Below are 15834 nucleotides of genomic sequence, written 5' to 3' on the forward strand. Positions count from 1 at the left end.
TTCATCCACCACATCTTTCACACACCTCACCTATATTCCGTACATGTCTTACTCCTAAAAACATATCATACACCTATTGGAAAAAACCAGAAAAACCCTGACCCCGCTTCAATCGGTAGTCAGAGTTTGAAGGCATGTCATCCAGACATGTTACCGGGATGATCCAGATTAACTCTGGATCACGGTATTTTTATTCCCCGTAAATCTCTTTGATCCGTTCTTCCTCATTCGTAGACAACAGAACATTAAGCAACCCCATGGCATTATTGGCATCGGTTCTCGTCGTCTTGTACATCTCGGCAAACGCCTTTTCATCCTGCTCCGGGTCCATTGCAGCAAGCTTGCCCCACGACGTGCGGGCTTTGTCGTATAGCGTACTCAACGTAATGTCACGCGGATGCTGTGCAACAGGTGCCATGGATTCAAATTTCGCTGTGACCCTGAAGAAATCCTTGGAATCCTGGAACGATGTACTGCTATAATCCTTATTTTTCATCGCATCTTCGGTAATAAGCAGACCTTCACGAGCGATAAACAGTGTTTTCACCATGGCACGCTCCAGATTGGTTGCTTCTTCCCAAGTTATATAAGATTCATCAGGTGCTTGTACGGTTGTGAAAAAAGGAAAGGCATCATCAATTAACCGCTGCGAATCGGAATGAATTGGAACCTCTGCATTCATGTCCACAACGGCATCACTGTAGTTGGCGACATTAATGTTTTTGGAACCCGCCTCACTGACCCGACGCACTGGATGATCATTCAGAGGAATACGGATATAACCGAGTTTATCCGCATACTGCTGCTTCAACTCTTCCAATGTGGAGTCTTTTCCAATCTTGCCGTCGTCCGTTGAAGAAGATTCTTCTGTAGTTGAACCTGTCTGCTCACTCTCATTCGAACCGGTTGCTGCGGTTTCTGTTACAGCAGCATTCGAGCTGCTTGTTTCTGATGAAGCAACTTCTGTACCGGAAGCAGACTCCGGCGATGACGATGTCTCTTTAGCTCCGCCACCACAAGCTGTCAAAATCGCTGCCAAACCGAACATGACCGTGAACGTCTTTATCGTGTAATTCCATTTCATCGTATAATCTTCCCCTATCGTATGTATATTCCTGAGAACCATTAACCTCTACTCCAAGACTTGAACACCCACTTACAAAAATATCCTTTCATATAACATGCTTGATTCACACAATTGGACATGGTCTACATTCTATCACAAGTTAAAAATCGGTTGTATACGACGATATACCTGTGTCTAAAGCCTTTTACTACTCGCACATTAACTCTCAGACCAACACAAAAACACTGCCATCCGTATGGACACCAGTGTTCGTGAAGCGTAATTATTTGATCCCTTTGGCCTTCTCCATATGCTCTGACCGAATCTGAGGATCGGTGGAATTGACCGATGATAACAGAGCGTAGATCGCCTGAATATCTTTCTCTTGAAATACGGTTTCGGGAACCTCTGTCTCAAGTCGTTCTGTCTTCCGCTGAATCGTTTCCACCAATTCATGATCGTAGATGATCAGTTCATCCGAATTCACATACCTCACAGCAGGATCAACACTGATGCGGCAACGGTTGGTGAAAGTCACCATCGAGACGAGACGTACTCTTTTGTAGTCTCCGAGGTGTGCATGGATGGCTTCCACATGTGCACGATGCTGCATAAGTGGATTGTACATTTTGACCCGGCTGCTGCTGACCGACCAATTGGCCTCTCTTCGTCCGCCGCGGATCTCACCTGTCGTCAGATTTCGGGTTTCGATTACAAAGATTGCCCGCGGACCGATTACGACATGATCAATCTGCGAATAACCGGAGCGTGACTTCGGATTGGTAACGAGCAGGTCGTTCAGCACTTTATATTGACTTGGAAGACCTATCAGCTGATCTGCTGTACTAGGCTCCTCCGGCTGGCGTGTCCAATCCCCTTCCGCCTTTTTCTTGCGCTTACTACGGACCATACGCGGGGGAATGGTTGTCGTTGATGGTAACGCTGAAGCGGAGGCTGTAATCTGGTTCGCAAGCTCTGGTTGTGTCTTGAACAGAGACAGGATTTTCTTGAACATGGGCAAGCTCCGTTCTATTATAGTGTGGGTTACGGGTGACCATTACAGGAGGAATAACATCCTTTGACACATTCATTATGTAAACTTCTATTACTTATGTCGGATAAAGCGGGGTAAAAATAAAGGGAAAACGATCAAAATCTCTCCAATACGCAAAGCACATATGAACATTTAACCAATTCCGTGACTTTAGACGCATAAACAAACCGCAAAATTGAAAAAAAACAGCGCAACCCTTTCCTGAATAGAAAAAGAATACGCTGCTGTTCTCTTGGTTGTTAAGCCTGAAGATAATAGGTGTAGAGCACCTGAGTACCCTTCTCTTCCAGCCCATTATTCGCTATTTCCTGATACAGAGATTCGGCCAGGGCCAACCCAGGCGTTTTCATGCCCATCGCTTTTGCAGACTCCAGTGCAATTCCCATGTCTTTGATAAAATGTTTCACATAGAATCCAGGCTCATAATCGCCTGCGATCATGCGCGGACCGAGATTGCTGAGTGACCAGCTTCCGGCTGCACCGGTAGCAATGCTCTTCAGCACGGTCTCCGCGTCCAGACCCGACGTCTTGGCATAAGCGAGTGCTTCGCATACACCCATCATGCCAGAGGCAATGGCAATCTGGTTGCACATTTTGGTATGCTGTCCGGCTCCCGCCTTGCCTTGCAGTACAATGTTGGTGCCCATCTGCTCAAACAGCGGACGCACGGCTTCGAACGCCTCCGAACTACCACCAACCATAATGGACAGCTTCGCGTTCTGCGCTCCGATATCACCGCCCGACACAGGCGCGTCCAGTGCATGCAGTCCTTTGGCTTCCGCAGCTTCAAAGATTCGTGCAGCCAGTAACGGACTCGAGGTCGTCATATCAATCAGATATGAACCCGGTTTGGCATTGGCTACGAGACCATCCTCACCGAGATAAATCTCCTCTACATCTTTCGGATACCCCACCATTGTGATGATGACATCACACGTGGCAGCCAGTTTGCCTGGTGTGTCATGCCATACGGCACCTTCCTTCACCAATGCTTCCGCTTTGGCAGCAGTTCGCGTGTACACATGCAGCGGATATCCCGCTTGCTGGATGTGCCCAGCCATGCTTTTACCCATCACGCCTGTACCAATAAAGCCAACTTTTGTCTCTCCAGGTGCCTTCGTTGTATTTGTCATCGCAGGTTTCCTCCCTATTTCTCTATGCTTCGCTCAGTGCTTGTCTTCGACATTGCTATATCTGTATGTTAAAGCTTTCTGTCTGGCTCGTCCATCTCGTTTGCCGCTTTCTGTGAAAAAATCTGAAAAAGGAATCAACTTCCCATATGCTGTACAACCTAACGTAAACTTCCTTCATTGGAAAGGAGGATTCCCATGAGTCGTGAAAAAGGTCAAATAACCATCTGGTTGTCCTTTTCCATCATTTTATTAAGTGCCGGGCTGGTCTGCCATGTCTTGTCCATTCCAGGAATTCTCGAAGCAGCAGGCAGGGATGGATGGTTGTCTGTCGTAGCGGCTGGCCCTTTTTTCATGTTGTTTCTATGTATGATGTATATCATCATTCGGCGAGTACGTGGACAGCGATTAACAGATTGGATTACGCGAGAATTCGGGGCGGTCCCTTCCTGGATCTTCCGGATCTCCGCTTCCATTCTGCTGTTCACGCTTGGCACACATACGTTGTATGAGACAACCAACTGGACCGTATCCACGTATCTTCAATTCACACCTCCCTATGTTCTGGCCGGTGGCGGAGCATTGGTTGCCGCGTGGGCAGCGGCTAAAGGGATACGCTCCATTGCGATGACTTCCAGCCTGCTGCTGCCCTTTGTCATTTTGCTTGGTTATTTTGTAATGTCCGCCAATATGAAATACAAAGACTACAGTCTATTGTTCCCGATTATGGAGAACGGCATGGGTCCCGTGTGGCGGGGCATGATCTACTCTCTTGCAGGGCTTATGGAAATCTGGATTCTTATGTTGTTCCAACATGAAGTCAAAGGCAAAATTCGTTGGTGGCATGTTCTGATCCTCGGCGTATTTATGCTCAGTATGGCGATCGGTCCCACGATCGGAGCCATCGTCGAATTTGGTCCCGAAGAAGCAGCCAAACAACGTAACAGTCCTTATGAGCAATGGAAACTTGTGAATATTGGAAAACTATTGCAGCACGTTGATTTTCTGTCCATCTATCAGTGGCTCAGTGGTTCCTTTGCAAGGGTCGCCATATCCATGTATCTCATCGTGGATCTGCTAAATTTCCGCAGACCGAAGAAACGATATATCGCAATTCTCACCATTACCGTCATCATGAGCTTTATGGCGATGCAATGGTGGCGTATTGATTACGTGGACTATTACGTGGATCATATTCAGTTCCCCGTCATGCTGGCCTATGTCTCAATCGTTACCGTGATATTAACCATTGCTGCATTAATTCACAAAAAGGACAAGGAGGCTCCCAAACGTGCCGATCTCAACCCAACCCAAGAATAATCGTGAAGTTGAACCGTTCCGAATGAACGAGCACAACTTGAATACCTTTTTTGCCGGATCTGATGATGTCATCATCAATAGTCATATGTTCGGAGAACCTCCGATGCAACTCCTTATGACCTATTGCAGCGGTATGGTAGATAGTGAAGCAATCTACGATATTATTCTCCCGGAACTCAAACGAACATATGAAGATACACACTTTATCCTTACATCCGACATTGAAAAGTGCATCAGCCTAGATTGGACCCGAATGGATCTGCAAGATCCGGCATTTGGAACTGAACTGATGTCTCTCCGTGTTTTTGAAGGCCATATGTTGATCTGTATTCCTTCCCTACAAACCATGTGGAGTATTGATATATCTAACCTCCCTACTCGGACACCGGAGGAATCGACCACCGAAGTTTCGATCCGCGGGGCAAGAGATGGGTTCATTGAACCCCTTGCCGTCAATGTTGCCTTGATACGCACCCGTCTGCGTACAAACCAACTTGCCTGTAATATCGAACTGATCGGTTCACGTTCTGCAACCAAGGTGGCATTGATGTATATCAAGAATATCGCTAATCCGGAGCTGATCGAAGACGTTCAGGATCGGTTACGTAAGATTGAGACCGAACGAATCTTGACCGCCAATGAACTGGAAGAATTGCTGTCACCTTCGAAGATTACTTTGTTTCCCGTCACCCATTATACGGGCAGGCCTGACTTTGCTGCAGAATGTCTCCTGAACGGACGTTTTATCCTCATTGTAGACGGCAATCCCAGCGCCATTATTGGGCCAGTCAATCTGTTTCTTTTGCTCAAATCACCGGAAGATGCCAGCTTTCCCTTCTTAGCTGTCAACGTAGGGCGGATGCTGCGCTTTCTTGGCCTGATGATCACCGTGTTCCTACCCGGCTTTTATATTGCGCTGACCTCATTTCATATGGATCAGATCCCCTTTCCTTTAGTCGCGACGATCTCGGTTGGACGCATGGGACTTCCGATGGAATCGGGAATGGAGATGTTTCTCATTATGCTGCTGATGGAGCTGTTCCGTGAGGCAGGGGTACGTTTGCCAAGTGCCATCGGCCAGACATTAACTGTCGTTGGAGGTCTGATTATCGGAGATTCTGCCATTCGAGCCGGCATGGTCTCTCCCCTCATGATTGTCATCATCGCAGTTACCGTCGTAGCTGGAGCAACCATTGTAAATCAGGTCATGACCAGCTCTGTGCTGATCCTGCGGTTCCTTTGTTTTGTCCTGGGGGCATCCCTCGGGATCTATGGGTTCATCCTGTCGTTGATTCTGTTCCTCATCTACCTGACCGATCTCAAATCATTTGGCATTCCATATCTCACGCCGTTAACACCCCTTCATTTCAAACAAGCAATAGCTTCATTATTCAAACTGCCAAAGGGGTTAGGTAAACGAAGACCCGTCTATCTCGAGACCCAGGAGCCCCGCAAGAAAGGGAATGAACGATGAAGCGTTTGTTGCGGCGATATATGCTAGGTCTGTTAAGCCTATCGATGTGCGTGATGACAAGCGGATGCTGGAGTGCCTTTGAGATTCAACAGGTAGACTACGCCAAAGCCTTTGGGATTGATTATAAGGACGGCATGTATCACCTGTATGTACAAACGCTGGATTTTGCCAGTGTCGCCAAAAGTGAAAGTTCAACCAAAAGTGCAGATACACCGCCTGTATGGGTCGGACATGCCGAAGGGAAAACCATGAGTCTGGCGCTGAACGAACTGTTCCGTACGGCTCAATTACACATGGCTTGGGGGCATGTGACAGCCATCGTAATGGCCGAAGGTGTGCTGACCAGCAAACACATCAAAGAAGTGTTCGACATGCTGGGACGATTTCCAGAATCCCGTTATACAACCTGGGTGTATGGAACACGAGAGCCTCTGGAGAAAATCCTAAGTGCAACGTCTATCTATAATATGTCTCCACTGGACAGCATTCTTCACAACCCGCTCCCCACTTATATGGAAGAATCGTTGTATCCGCCCGTGCTCAGCTTTAAGCTCATTGCAACACATAATGATCCCGCTACAACAACGTATCTGCCGAGTATTGCATTGAATGATACCCAGTGGGTTGAGAATGAGAAGAAACATGATTTGTTCCTGGTGGAAGGGGCCTTTTTCGAGAAGACTGGCTTTGACTTTGAATACTTTCCACGCAGTCAGCTTCCCGGTTATCACTGGCTAATCAAAGACATGCGGCGTGCTCCCTTGCTTGTGCAAAAGGATGGAACGATCTATGGGGCACTCAGTGTAGGATTGCCAAAAATCAAAATTAAACCTGTCATTCAGGGTGAAGACGTTACGTTCAACATTGACGCCCAATACCTCACCGCCCTGTACGAATACCTGGTGCCCACCTCGTATGAAGAGATGATCCAGATTAGTGAAGTGAAGTTGCGTGAGCAGATCATGCAGACCTATCGTCACGGCCTTGAGCGTGGTGTGGATATTTACGGTCTTCAGGAGAAGCTGTATCGCAAAAATCCGAAACTCTGGCGTAAGTTATCCAACAATGGCAGCAAGATGATGCTTACGGAAGACTCGATTAAGGATCTGAAAATCCATCTCACTATTCCGTATACAGGTAAATATAAACGGAAAGTATAGCCAGAATGTGAAACACCCCTTGTCCGTCTTGAACCGGATAAGGGGTGTTTGTGTAGATGGATGTAGTTCGTTTGCAGTTCGGGTCATGGGGATCTGTGACTGCGAAGTTTCCATTCCATAAGCCAGCCTGCTTCCTAATCCTCACTATCGAGAGATGAGTATATGATGTGACCTTCGTCGTTCAATCCTTTTATGTCCCATATCATCTCGTGAATCGGCTGCTGGATTACCGCATACCACAACCTGCCGCTGGATTGATCGGAAGATGATTCCACGATTTCCGCTTCCAACCGAGAAGTTGCCAGATTGGATTCGTAGCGAATATGCACCTGGGTAATGTCAGCATCGTGGAGATACCCGTATATAATATAGATCATTTTGCCTTTAGACTCCTCGTATCCTGATATATGAGAAGAAAGCGGCTCGACCGGATTATCCTGCAGACCACCGCCTATTCTGGCCAGTTCGGAGAACCACATCTTTTGCTGGATCAAAGCAGGAGTCAGGTTATTCGTAGTGAGATCTTTATATAATACCAATTGTGTTCGCGGTTCAATAGTTGTAACTAGCTTCACCTGTTCTGGGGGAATACCTTCTTCGCTTAAGATTGTGTCGATGTCCTGCGGACCACAAGAGCGTATCAAAAACAGAGCGACCAATACAAAGAACAACACGTACGCTACCCGTTGACGGTTGCTTGTCTTGGGCATAGATTAACCTCTCCTTAAAATTGAATCTTTATAAACAATAAATTATTGTAGAAATGGTATGTCAGATAGTGCTGCCCCGAAGTAATCTACCAGCATCCATGCAGCGATCCATAACAATGGCAACTGCATGATCCAGTAAGGAAAGATGTATCTTTTCGTTCTCCTTTACTTTATATCTTTGCTCAACAATCGAACTCTCTCCCATGCGTTCATTTTATTTAAAAAAACGGCCAACGGCCGCCTACTCTCAACTAACTTTTACTTCTTATAATAATGCATTACCCGCAACCGAGTAGTCAGGATTAAGGTCTGAGGAATGAGCACAAAGACAATATACATAAGTACAATTAACCATAGATGTGCGACAAAATGTTCTGCACCGAACGATGGTTTCGGACGTTCAATCCAATACCACCAACACGGGATGGCAATAAACCATGTCAGTCCCGTTGAGAGGAACATGTCTTTTACATCGCTCCATAGAAAGCAGAACAGCGCGACAAACAAAATGGGACCCATCCAGGAATCCAATATTGGTCCCCAGCTCTGGAAGACAAAGATAATGGCAGGATACAGAAGATTGATGGTCCAGCGCCAGATGTTATTAGTATAAAGATTCATTATTTTTCACCTCGCTACTTACCGTTGCAATTTCACGTGAAAATACAGGCTACAAAAATTTGCGAAGATATGTACTCTCGATTTTAAAAGGTTATTCAATTACATACTGAGAATGAAATGAAGAGAAGAAGCATGATTTTGGATATTATAGCTCATACTACCTTCAGGAAAATTATCGAAGGAGTGACAGTATGAGGTTAAAAAGTATCATCGCCGTTGGAGCCGTGTTAACCTGCTCAACTCTGTTATGGGGCTGTGGCAATGGCACTGCGAATAATGCATCCCAGCAACAGAATGACACCTTCCGATCTGAGAGCTGGAGCGATCCCAAACGACTGGAAGCTTCCCATCTTGAGGCGCTTGAGCGTATGGAGAAAGATCATATCCACCGGATGGTTTCGCTTAGTGCAAGCACAGATGGAGACAAAGTGATGACCACGCTTGAACGATCGAGCCAAAAGTTGGAGGAAATGCGACCGCTCGCCGAAATGCTCCAGCATGAAGGACATCCAGCATTATTACAGCGAATCCAGGACATGTCCGGCGATATCCAAGGTTCCAAATCCGTCATTGCTGAGATGAAAAAATTGCCTCAGGACGGTAAAATTAAGATCCAGTCCGAGAATTCCGATTCTTTGCATCACATCAGCAGCTTCCACGATTACCACCAGTATATCCAAGAGAAAATTCAAACTTTGAACAAGACTAATACTGATTTACACTAATCAGTATTAGCTACTTACGCAAGATACAATTGTATGAACGAAGCAACAATAGTTAGGTGGGAAGATTGCTTCCTATCTGACTATTTACGTGTGAGCAGATATAGACAATTACTGCAGTCTCAGGCAATAAATCTTCACATCTCATGAAGTATAGAGCGTTGTTACCAGAACAATTATAGCAATTTGCATGTGAAGTTGAATTATAGTTTATAATTTTTTCAGGCAGCGACGCATTTATATAACTCTTCACACTCGTCACTGCCTCTAGACTAACATCGCTCCGGCTTCTCCCCTATTCTCTGCATCACCTCTTCATTCCACCCACAACGATACCCAGATGAACATGCTAAACAACAAGACCGGCGTAAGTGCACCTGTGGCTAGGATGATCCAAAGTGTCGCGGGCTTGATCCTTTGGCAGTATGCATCGACCCTGCGCATCCGATCTTTGCGCCACTTGGCGAACCTGAGCTGTCTGATCATCCGATTTAAAACCTTTTGCCGCTGTTCTCCTTCTTCCACTTCTTCCAGTGCTCTCCGTAACTCGTCATATAAACGTCCTTCTTCTTGCACAGTCCCTGTGGATGTAGTCATCTACTCTTCCTCCCTTGAGATCATTACTGTGATACAGCCTCATCTTAGATAATCGAGTTTAAACGAAACATCATCAAGTGTGCCTATATTCCAAGACACTAACTAATTAACACAGTAAGGACTTAAAAAGTTTGGAGTTTTATCACAAAATCTAATCCTGAATACAATGGATTAAAACCCCAAGGTGATATTGTATTAACTTGGAGTGCTTATGGAATGGTGAATATAATATGATACACTTACGTTAAATACGATTTCTTGCCTGAAAGGAGTAAACATTATTCATGAAATTACTTATTGAAGAAGCACGTCCACTGTACGAAGCAGCCAACCGTTTCAAGCAACAAGCAAGCTGGCAATGGCTGAGCAACTCCCATACTTTTGGTGTCCAGGACCCGGAATCCGGACAGATCGGCTACTGCACCGTGATGGGCAACGGAGGCGAGATGTATGGAATGGCTGTCTACCTGGGTACAGAAGGACTGAATACCTTGGCTAATCTGATGCAAGGATACGTAACGGAAAACCCCGTTTTTACCCAACACTGTTTACTGTTATCCTTCAATAACCGGGACGAGCTTACTTCCGAAGAATACAAACAATTAAAGGCTTTAGGTTACTCTTACCGCGGACGCAACGCCTGGCCTACCTTTCATCTGTATGAACCGGGATACGTGCCGGGACCTGTTCGGAAAGCCGAGGACCTTCGATTCTTCGCCACCTGTGTTGAGCAGGCTATTGAAGTAGCTTCAGTCGTACAGTCTGACCCGGATCAGCTCTTTCCTTCTGATCAGCGATTATTTCTCACACGTGTGCCAGAGCTTTCATCTGATGGACAAGCATTGACCTGGAGCAGTCAGTGGGTTGAACCACAGCCTATCGTTGTAGAAGAAACCGCATCTATATTGATTGATGAATTTCAACAAGCGCGTCTGCGCAAATTGCCTTGCCCCCCAGAATCATTCTGGGAATTCGGATTATCCTATCTGCCTACAGCGATTGGTGATAAGGAACGCCCCTATTTCCCACAGATTATCGTCGTCACTGAGCCGGCCTCCGGCATGATTATACACTCTGCCGTCGCAGAACAAAAACGCAGTTTTCAGCAATGTGCAGAAGAATTGGTTGATCTTCTTTTGCAGCGCGAATACAGGCCTTCCCGGCTGATTTTGTCACGACCAGAATTGGCTCAAGCCCTGTTGCCCTTGCTTACCTCTATCGATATTGAAGTATACACGGCGGAGCAGCTACCTATGGTAGAGGACGTTTTACAAGAAATGAGTCAGTTCTTGCATTAGTTTTTTGGACAAAATAACCAAAAGCGGTTTTCCTCCCAGGCCATAGTCCGGGTAGATAACCGCTTTTTTATACACGTGATATATTTGCTACATCCCTATTTGTTCGCGTTAGCAATCAATGCATTCAGGCAAACTGCGCCTTGTGCACGCACATTAACGACGATAATTGGCGTGTCCAGCATGTCGTGCATCCAGGACATATACTCTTCTACTTTTTCGTTTGGAAGGATCGTCAGAATAACCCCTGCGAATCCACCACCATGAATACGACAAGCTCCATCACCCAGGTTTTGCAGATAATTCTCGGTCAGTGCCAGCGCGATGCCAATCTCCTGTTCCTTCACTGCACCACTCTGATATACATTCTGCAGCCACTTCCATGACGAATTACCGGACGCCGTAATCAATTTCAGGAAATCAGCAAAACGTCCATCACGCAACGCCTGAACCTGACCATCGACACGATTGTTTTCCTCGAGGAAATGAAGCGCACGCAGCACCGCACGATCCCCAGCAGCTTCTCGAACCTTCTTGAGGTTGGCATAGATGGCGTCAGCTGTAATTTCCCGAACATACTCACTGCCCAGCGCCTGAGCAACCGCTCTCATCTCATATGGCACAGCAGCGTAATCTTCTGTCAGATCGGCGTGGTTACCACCCGTATTCACAATGACCAATGAGTAACCGTTTTGTTGGAAATCCCACTGAACAGGCTCGATAACCGGCTGTGCAGGATTTTCAAAATCAATGGCAATCAGCCCACCGTACGCACAAGCCATCTGATCCAGCAGACCGGAAGGTTTGTTCCAATAGTGATTCTCCGCATACTGACCGATTTTGGCCAAGGTTACAACATCCAATGCTCCATCATTATAGAAGTGATTCAAAATCGTACAGATCAGCATCTCGAATGACGCCGATGAACTGAGTCCTGATGCCGAGAATACGTTACTGGAGATGTACGCTTGGAAGCCGCCAACCTGGTGTCCAAACTCTCCGAATCCCGCAGCCATACCGCGAATCAATGCTGTTGTGCCATCGTCTTCCGCATTTGGCGTGAGATCTGTGAGATCGATTACATATTTCTTGTCGTAGCCTTCCGAATAAAAAGTAATAACCGATTCTGCCGTTGGCGCAGCCACCGCAAGTGTATCCAGCGTAATGCTGCCCGCCAGCACTTTACCATGGTTATGATCCGTGTGGTTGCCGCCAATCTCGCTGCGTCCTGCCGCGCTGAACAACTTGCTTCCCTCTTGCGCGCCGAAGTACTCTTCGAACGTTGCGTTCAGCTTCGTGTAACGTGCAGTCTGTTCGTCTACTTGTGATTGTCCATACATTTGGGCAAGCAACGCTTGACCCTCCGTGGATTGGATCAGATTCAATGGTTGTGTCGTCATTCATAATCCTCCTATGGATATGCAGCTGTTATTTTTAGACTGTTGGTGAACATGGTTGTTGTGTCTGTTTCATGCCTTATTCCTCTCCCATTATCTCAGCTTCGTAGCTGAAAAGGTAGGGTAGAATTGAAAGTTTGTAAGCGTTTTGTGAAGTTATTTATTGTAAAAATAGGATTGAAAACCATTTTAGAATAATTTAAATTTGGTTTAAGAGAAAACACATTATTTTCCAACCTTAATGTTGCTATGCTATATATCTTATTGGTGGAGGAAACGATGAAAATTAAGACGAATTATACCAAGTTATTTGGTGCATTTTCTCTTACATTCTTGGGTGATGGACTTACACTTGCTGCGGTTCCTTGGCTGATATCAACCCTTACAAGCGATACGCTGTATGCCTCTGTCACTATGACGGCACTTCGTTTACCCTGGCTACTCTTCAGTCTGCCTGTAGGTGTCCTCATAGACCGATACTCACGCAAACATATGCTGATTGGGGCAGGCTTTACGCGAATGATGCTTCTGCTTGCCCTGACGTTATGCATCTGGGGAGGATGGGTAAGCATTCCGATTCTGGCTCTGTTCATGTTTGGTATTGGGCTTAGCCGAGTTGTATTCGACAGTACGGTGCAGACGGTCATCCCTCAACTTGTAGATGAGAGTAAGTTAGAGAAAGCTAATGGGCAGTTCACCGCCGGACAGTTAATCACGAGTGATATTCTAGGCGTTGCACTGGGAGGGTTCATCATAACCCTGCATATTGTTTTTCCTTTTGCCATAGACGCCGTAACGGCTGTTATTGCTCTGCTTTTTTTAATCAGTTTGAAGGGAAACTTCTACCCAGGGGATACGGAAACAACCAAGAAGGAGGCTCGCCCGATGAAGAATTGGAAACGAGAGATGTGGTCCGGTATTCAATATGTCTATCATGATCGTTTTCTCCGCGGACTAGCCATTCTATCTGTTACCATTACGCTGATGTATTCGATCATTCTGGCTACTCAGATCTTTTTTGTACGCGATGTGCTTCAGTTGGATGCTTTTGCATTCGGTATTCTCATCTCCATTGCAACAATCGGTAGCATCGTGGGGAGCCAGGCTGTTGCTTATATGCGTAAGAGATGGAGTACAAAACAATTGATTATCTCCTCCATTTTGTGCATGGGAATTATCTACGGTGCGGTGGGTCTAACTACAAATGCGTATATGGTAGGCGGACTGTACTTTTGTGCTGCATTTTTCATTATTGTCTACAATGTTACCCGTTCCTCCATCCTGCAACGTTCCGTTCCTAATGAGATGCTTGGCCGGGTCGGAAGTGTGTTTCGCTTTTTGTCCTTTGGAATCAGTGCTATTGGTACGCTTCTCGGCGGATTATTGGTGCGGGTTAGTGAAACGACTTTCGATCGCGTATTCTCGCTGCAACTCCCTTATCTCTTGTTAAGCCTGATCTATATCCTGTCTGCTCTGATGTTCACTATGAAGATGAAGAATCATTCAGAGAGCCAGCAGCGTAACATCAACGCTTGACTGTTACGTAAGGTCATACTTGATAATGATCTCAAGCTTACATGGAGGAGAGATTAAGGATGAAGATTACCACTTTACGTTCAGATCAAATCTATGAGGAGATCATCCAGGCTGCACCCGATGAGAAATTGGAGTTATACCGCGAGCGAATGATGAGTCCATTCATGAACAAATGGAACATACAACAGATCCCGTTTCGCTCTCAAGAGCCTCACGGCTTCGATGTGATCATGATGAATAACTTTATGAATATCGCTCCAGCAGATATTACACCTGAAATTAACGAATCGTTAGCAGCGATCTCGTCTGAAGCATTTTGGCAACAGTGTCATGAAGCTGTTCGTACGAGTCTATCCACCTTTACAGATCACGGGATTGAGCTATCGGTCTCCGAATATCTATATACGATTTTATTAGGCGACAAAAACAGTCCTTCACTCACCATGAACGAAGGCATCAGCGGAGATGGTGGAATCCCGGGTTATATTATTGCGAACCTGATCCCCAATAGGTATACTCTACCTCGTATGCAATCCGTGTTAGCCCATGAATGCAATCATAATGTAAGGTATCAATATATCCAGTGGAATCCACAGATTACGCTTGGGGAGATGGTTGTTAGTGAGGGGTTGGCCGAGAGCTTTGCGACATCCCTGTATGGAGAAGAGTTGCTAGGCCCCTGGGTAGCTAAAACGGATATGGAGACTTTGAATAAAGTAATCAAACCGAAGATGAAAGACCAGCTGCATGTCACCGGTTTTGACCAAATCAATCCGTATCTATACGGCGATGAACTTGCCATCATGCAAAATTTCACGCCCGTAGGTATGCCCTATGCGGCTGGCTATGCTTGCGGTTATCACTTAATTCAATATTATCTGAACAAAACAGGTACACCGATTACCGCAGCGACCATCACTCCAGCAAGTGTTATCCTTGCTGAAACAAAGGAATTTTGGAATGAAGACACCCTATTTCACTGTTAAAGATATCATTCAGATTACAGGCATCACCAAACGCGCATTACATTATTACGATAAAACGGATCTATTAAAACCAAGCAAAGTCGAGGACAACGGCTATCGCTATTACGATCAAGAGGCACTGGGGAATCTGCAAATGATTCTGTTGTTCAAAGAAATGAATTTCTCCTTGAAAGACATTGCAGCCATGATGCAACTTTCCAAAGACGAACAGAAAGATATCCTGAGAGAGCACCGCAGCACACTCGTTCAACGAAAACAAAAGCTCGAAACCATCATTGACCAGTTGGACGAGTATGTAGATGGGAAGGATATCTCTCATCTTCATCTGTTTGACGACTCTTCCATCCTGTCTATTCAAGAACAGTATGAATCCGAGGCAAAGTTCATCTACGGAGATACCGAGAAATATCAGGAATTTGAAGCCAATGTGAGCGAGCTGTCTACGGAAGAGCAAGAAAAAGCCTACCAGCAGTTCTCGATCAACATGGAGCAGGTATTTCGGGAATTGGCGAAACATCAGGATCTGTCTCCTGCTTCTGGTGAGGTGCAAGCGTTAGTACGTGAATGGAAGAGTTGTCTGGAGCAATTTATGAGCTGTGATGCTGAGATTCTGAGGTGTATCGCAGAAGCCTATACGACGGATCGCCGCTATGCGGGTTATTTTGATCAGTTTGGCGATGAGGGATTTTTGAGGTTTTTGTATCAAGCTATTATGGTTTATGTGGAGGGTGTGGAAAGTGATTTTGTGTGAATTGGATAACCTCCT

Annotated in this window: 15 protein-coding genes; 8 read left to right on the forward strand and 7 right to left on the reverse strand. The window is 45.9% G+C overall.

Going from position 1 to position 15834, the window contains the following annotated elements; translation table 11 throughout:
• Nucleotides 1-190 precede the first annotated feature (190 nt).
• The 3 genes from ACDJ59_RS20940 to ACDJ59_RS20950 all read right to left on the reverse strand — a co-directional run bounded on the left by ACDJ59_RS20940 (nucleotide 191) and on the right by ACDJ59_RS20950 (nucleotide 3253).
• The gene (locus ACDJ59_RS20940; protein WP_413405451.1) at nucleotides 191-1084 is read right to left on the reverse strand and encodes a hypothetical protein; all 894 of its coding nucleotides are present in this window, start codon (nucleotides 1082-1084) and stop codon (nucleotides 191-193) included.
• Between the two features lie 265 nt (nucleotides 1085-1349).
• Nucleotides 1350-2081 (reverse strand): nuclease-related domain-containing protein, encoded by a 732-nt coding sequence (locus ACDJ59_RS20945; protein WP_017690394.1) that lies wholly within the window; start codon nucleotides 2079-2081, stop codon nucleotides 1350-1352.
• Between the two features lie 278 nt (nucleotides 2082-2359).
• Nucleotides 2360-3253 (reverse strand): NAD(P)-dependent oxidoreductase, encoded by an 894-nt coding sequence (locus ACDJ59_RS20950; protein ID WP_091015816.1) that lies wholly within the window; start codon nucleotides 3251-3253, stop codon nucleotides 2360-2362.
• A gap of 195 nt (nucleotides 3254-3448) precedes the next feature.
• Here ACDJ59_RS20950 and ACDJ59_RS20955 point away from each other — a divergent pair, with 195 nt between their 5' ends.
• From ACDJ59_RS20955 to ACDJ59_RS20965, 3 genes are read left to right on the forward strand one after another with little or no spacing between them, the layout of a single operon-like run.
• Nucleotides 3449-4570 (forward strand): GerAB/ArcD/ProY family transporter, encoded by a 1122-nt coding sequence (locus ACDJ59_RS20955; protein ID WP_076253397.1) that lies wholly within the window; start codon nucleotides 3449-3451, stop codon nucleotides 4568-4570.
• Nucleotides 4542-6044 (forward strand): spore germination protein, encoded by a 1503-nt coding sequence (locus tag ACDJ59_RS20960; RefSeq protein ID WP_413405454.1) that lies wholly within the window; start codon nucleotides 4542-4544, stop codon nucleotides 6042-6044. Before ACDJ59_RS20955 ends, ACDJ59_RS20960 begins: the two co-directional genes overlap by 29 nt.
• Nucleotides 6041-7204, forward strand: coding sequence for a Ger(x)C family spore germination protein (locus tag ACDJ59_RS20965; protein WP_413405456.1), 1164 nt, complete (start codon nucleotides 6041-6043; stop codon nucleotides 7202-7204). Before ACDJ59_RS20960 ends, ACDJ59_RS20965 begins: the two co-directional genes overlap by 4 nt.
• 134 nt (nucleotides 7205-7338) lie before the next feature.
• Here the strand turns inward: ACDJ59_RS20965 and ACDJ59_RS20970 are convergent, their stop codons facing one another.
• A complete protein-coding gene (locus tag ACDJ59_RS20970) occupies nucleotides 7339-7914 on the reverse strand; it encodes a hypothetical protein (protein WP_413405458.1) in 576 nt (191 codons plus the stop codon).
• Between the two features lie 258 nt (nucleotides 7915-8172).
• Entirely contained in the window at nucleotides 8173-8535 is a 363-nt protein-coding gene (locus tag ACDJ59_RS20975) for a hypothetical protein (protein WP_413405460.1), read from the reverse strand.
• A gap of 191 nt (nucleotides 8536-8726) precedes the next feature.
• On the opposite strand from ACDJ59_RS20975, the gene ACDJ59_RS20980 reads away from it, so the two are divergent.
• The gene (locus ACDJ59_RS20980) at nucleotides 8727-9260 is read left to right on the forward strand and encodes a hypothetical protein (RefSeq protein WP_413405462.1); all 534 of its coding nucleotides are present in this window, start codon (nucleotides 8727-8729) and stop codon (nucleotides 9258-9260) included.
• 312 nt (nucleotides 9261-9572) lie between these two features.
• On the opposite strand, the gene ACDJ59_RS20985 is transcribed toward ACDJ59_RS20980, so the two are convergent.
• Nucleotides 9573-9854 carry a hypothetical protein gene (locus tag ACDJ59_RS20985; RefSeq protein ID WP_413405464.1) on the reverse strand — a complete coding sequence of 94 codons (282 nt, stop codon included), beginning with the start codon at nucleotides 9852-9854 and terminating at the stop codon, nucleotides 9573-9575.
• Between the two features lie 284 nt (nucleotides 9855-10138).
• Here ACDJ59_RS20985 and ACDJ59_RS20990 point away from each other — a divergent pair, with 284 nt between their 5' ends.
• Nucleotides 10139-11152, forward strand: a complete 1014-nt coding sequence (locus ACDJ59_RS20990; protein WP_413405466.1) for a DUF6930 domain-containing protein — start codon at nucleotides 10139-10141, stop codon at nucleotides 11150-11152.
• Between the two features lie 95 nt (nucleotides 11153-11247).
• Here the strand turns inward: ACDJ59_RS20990 and ACDJ59_RS20995 are convergent, their stop codons facing one another.
• Complete coding sequence (locus tag ACDJ59_RS20995; protein WP_413405468.1) at nucleotides 11248-12549, reverse strand: galactokinase; 1302 nt, start codon at nucleotides 12547-12549, stop codon at nucleotides 11248-11250.
• A gap of 276 nt (nucleotides 12550-12825) precedes the next feature.
• Between ACDJ59_RS20995 and ACDJ59_RS21000 the strand changes: the two genes are divergently transcribed.
• From ACDJ59_RS21000 to ACDJ59_RS21010, 3 genes are read left to right on the forward strand one after another with little or no spacing between them, the layout of a single operon-like run.
• Nucleotides 12826-14082: an MFS transporter gene (locus ACDJ59_RS21000; RefSeq protein ID WP_413405470.1), complete on the forward strand. Its 1257-nt coding sequence runs from the start codon at nucleotides 12826-12828 to the stop codon at nucleotides 14080-14082.
• A 59-nt stretch (nucleotides 14083-14141) separates the two neighbouring features.
• Entirely contained in the window at nucleotides 14142-15068 is a 927-nt protein-coding gene (locus tag ACDJ59_RS21005; RefSeq protein WP_413405471.1) for a DUF2268 domain-containing protein, read from the forward strand.
• A complete protein-coding gene (locus ACDJ59_RS21010) occupies nucleotides 15043-15819 on the forward strand; it encodes a MerR family transcriptional regulator (protein WP_413405473.1) in 777 nt (258 codons plus the stop codon). The genes ACDJ59_RS21005 and ACDJ59_RS21010 overlap by 26 nt, the downstream gene beginning before the upstream one ends.
• Nucleotides 15820-15834: the final 15 nt, after the last annotated feature.

It is taken from the genome of Paenibacillus amylolyticus, from assembly GCF_047302515.1.
Taxonomy (GTDB): domain Bacteria; phylum Bacillota; class Bacilli; order Paenibacillales; family Paenibacillaceae; genus Paenibacillus; species Paenibacillus amylolyticus_G.

What these genes read in the sequence shown, in the direction of transcription:
- ACDJ59_RS20940 (WP_413405451.1), bottom strand. Translation starts at nt 1,084, where the DNA reads ATGAAATGGAATTACACGATAAAGACGTTCACGGTCATGTTCGGTTTG.
- ACDJ59_RS20945 (WP_017690394.1), bottom strand. Translation starts at nt 2,081, where the DNA reads ATGTTCAAGAAAATCCTGTCTCTGTTCAAGACACAACCAGAGCTTGCG.
- ACDJ59_RS20950 (WP_091015816.1), bottom strand. Translation starts at nt 3,253, where the DNA reads ATGACAAATACAACGAAGGCACCTGGAGAGACAAAAGTTGGCTTTATT.
- ACDJ59_RS20955 (WP_076253397.1), top strand. Translation starts at nt 3,449, where the DNA reads ATGAGTCGTGAAAAAGGTCAAATAACCATCTGGTTGTCCTTTTCCATC.
- ACDJ59_RS20965 (WP_413405456.1), top strand. Translation starts at nt 6,041, where the DNA reads ATGAAGCGTTTGTTGCGGCGATATATGCTAGGTCTGTTAAGCCTATCG.
- ACDJ59_RS20970 (WP_413405458.1), bottom strand. Translation starts at nt 7,914, where the DNA reads ATGCCCAAGACAAGCAACCGTCAACGGGTAGCGTACGTGTTGTTCTTT.
- ACDJ59_RS20975 (WP_413405460.1), bottom strand. Translation starts at nt 8,535, where the DNA reads ATGAATCTTTATACTAATAACATCTGGCGCTGGACCATCAATCTTCTG.
- ACDJ59_RS20980 (WP_413405462.1), top strand. Translation starts at nt 8,727, where the DNA reads ATGAGGTTAAAAAGTATCATCGCCGTTGGAGCCGTGTTAACCTGCTCA.
- ACDJ59_RS20985 (WP_413405464.1), bottom strand. Translation starts at nt 9,854, where the DNA reads ATGACTACATCCACAGGGACTGTGCAAGAAGAAGGACGTTTATATGAC.
- ACDJ59_RS20990 (WP_413405466.1), top strand. Translation starts at nt 10,139, where the DNA reads ATGAAATTACTTATTGAAGAAGCACGTCCACTGTACGAAGCAGCCAAC.
- ACDJ59_RS20995 (WP_413405468.1), bottom strand. Translation starts at nt 12,549, where the DNA reads ATGACGACACAACCATTGAATCTGATCCAATCCACGGAGGGTCAAGCG.
- ACDJ59_RS21000 (WP_413405470.1), top strand. Translation starts at nt 12,826, where the DNA reads ATGAAAATTAAGACGAATTATACCAAGTTATTTGGTGCATTTTCTCTT.
- ACDJ59_RS21005 (WP_413405471.1), top strand. Translation starts at nt 14,142, where the DNA reads ATGAAGATTACCACTTTACGTTCAGATCAAATCTATGAGGAGATCATC.
- ACDJ59_RS21010 (WP_413405473.1), top strand. Translation starts at nt 15,043, where the DNA reads ATGAAGACACCCTATTTCACTGTTAAAGATATCATTCAGATTACAGGC.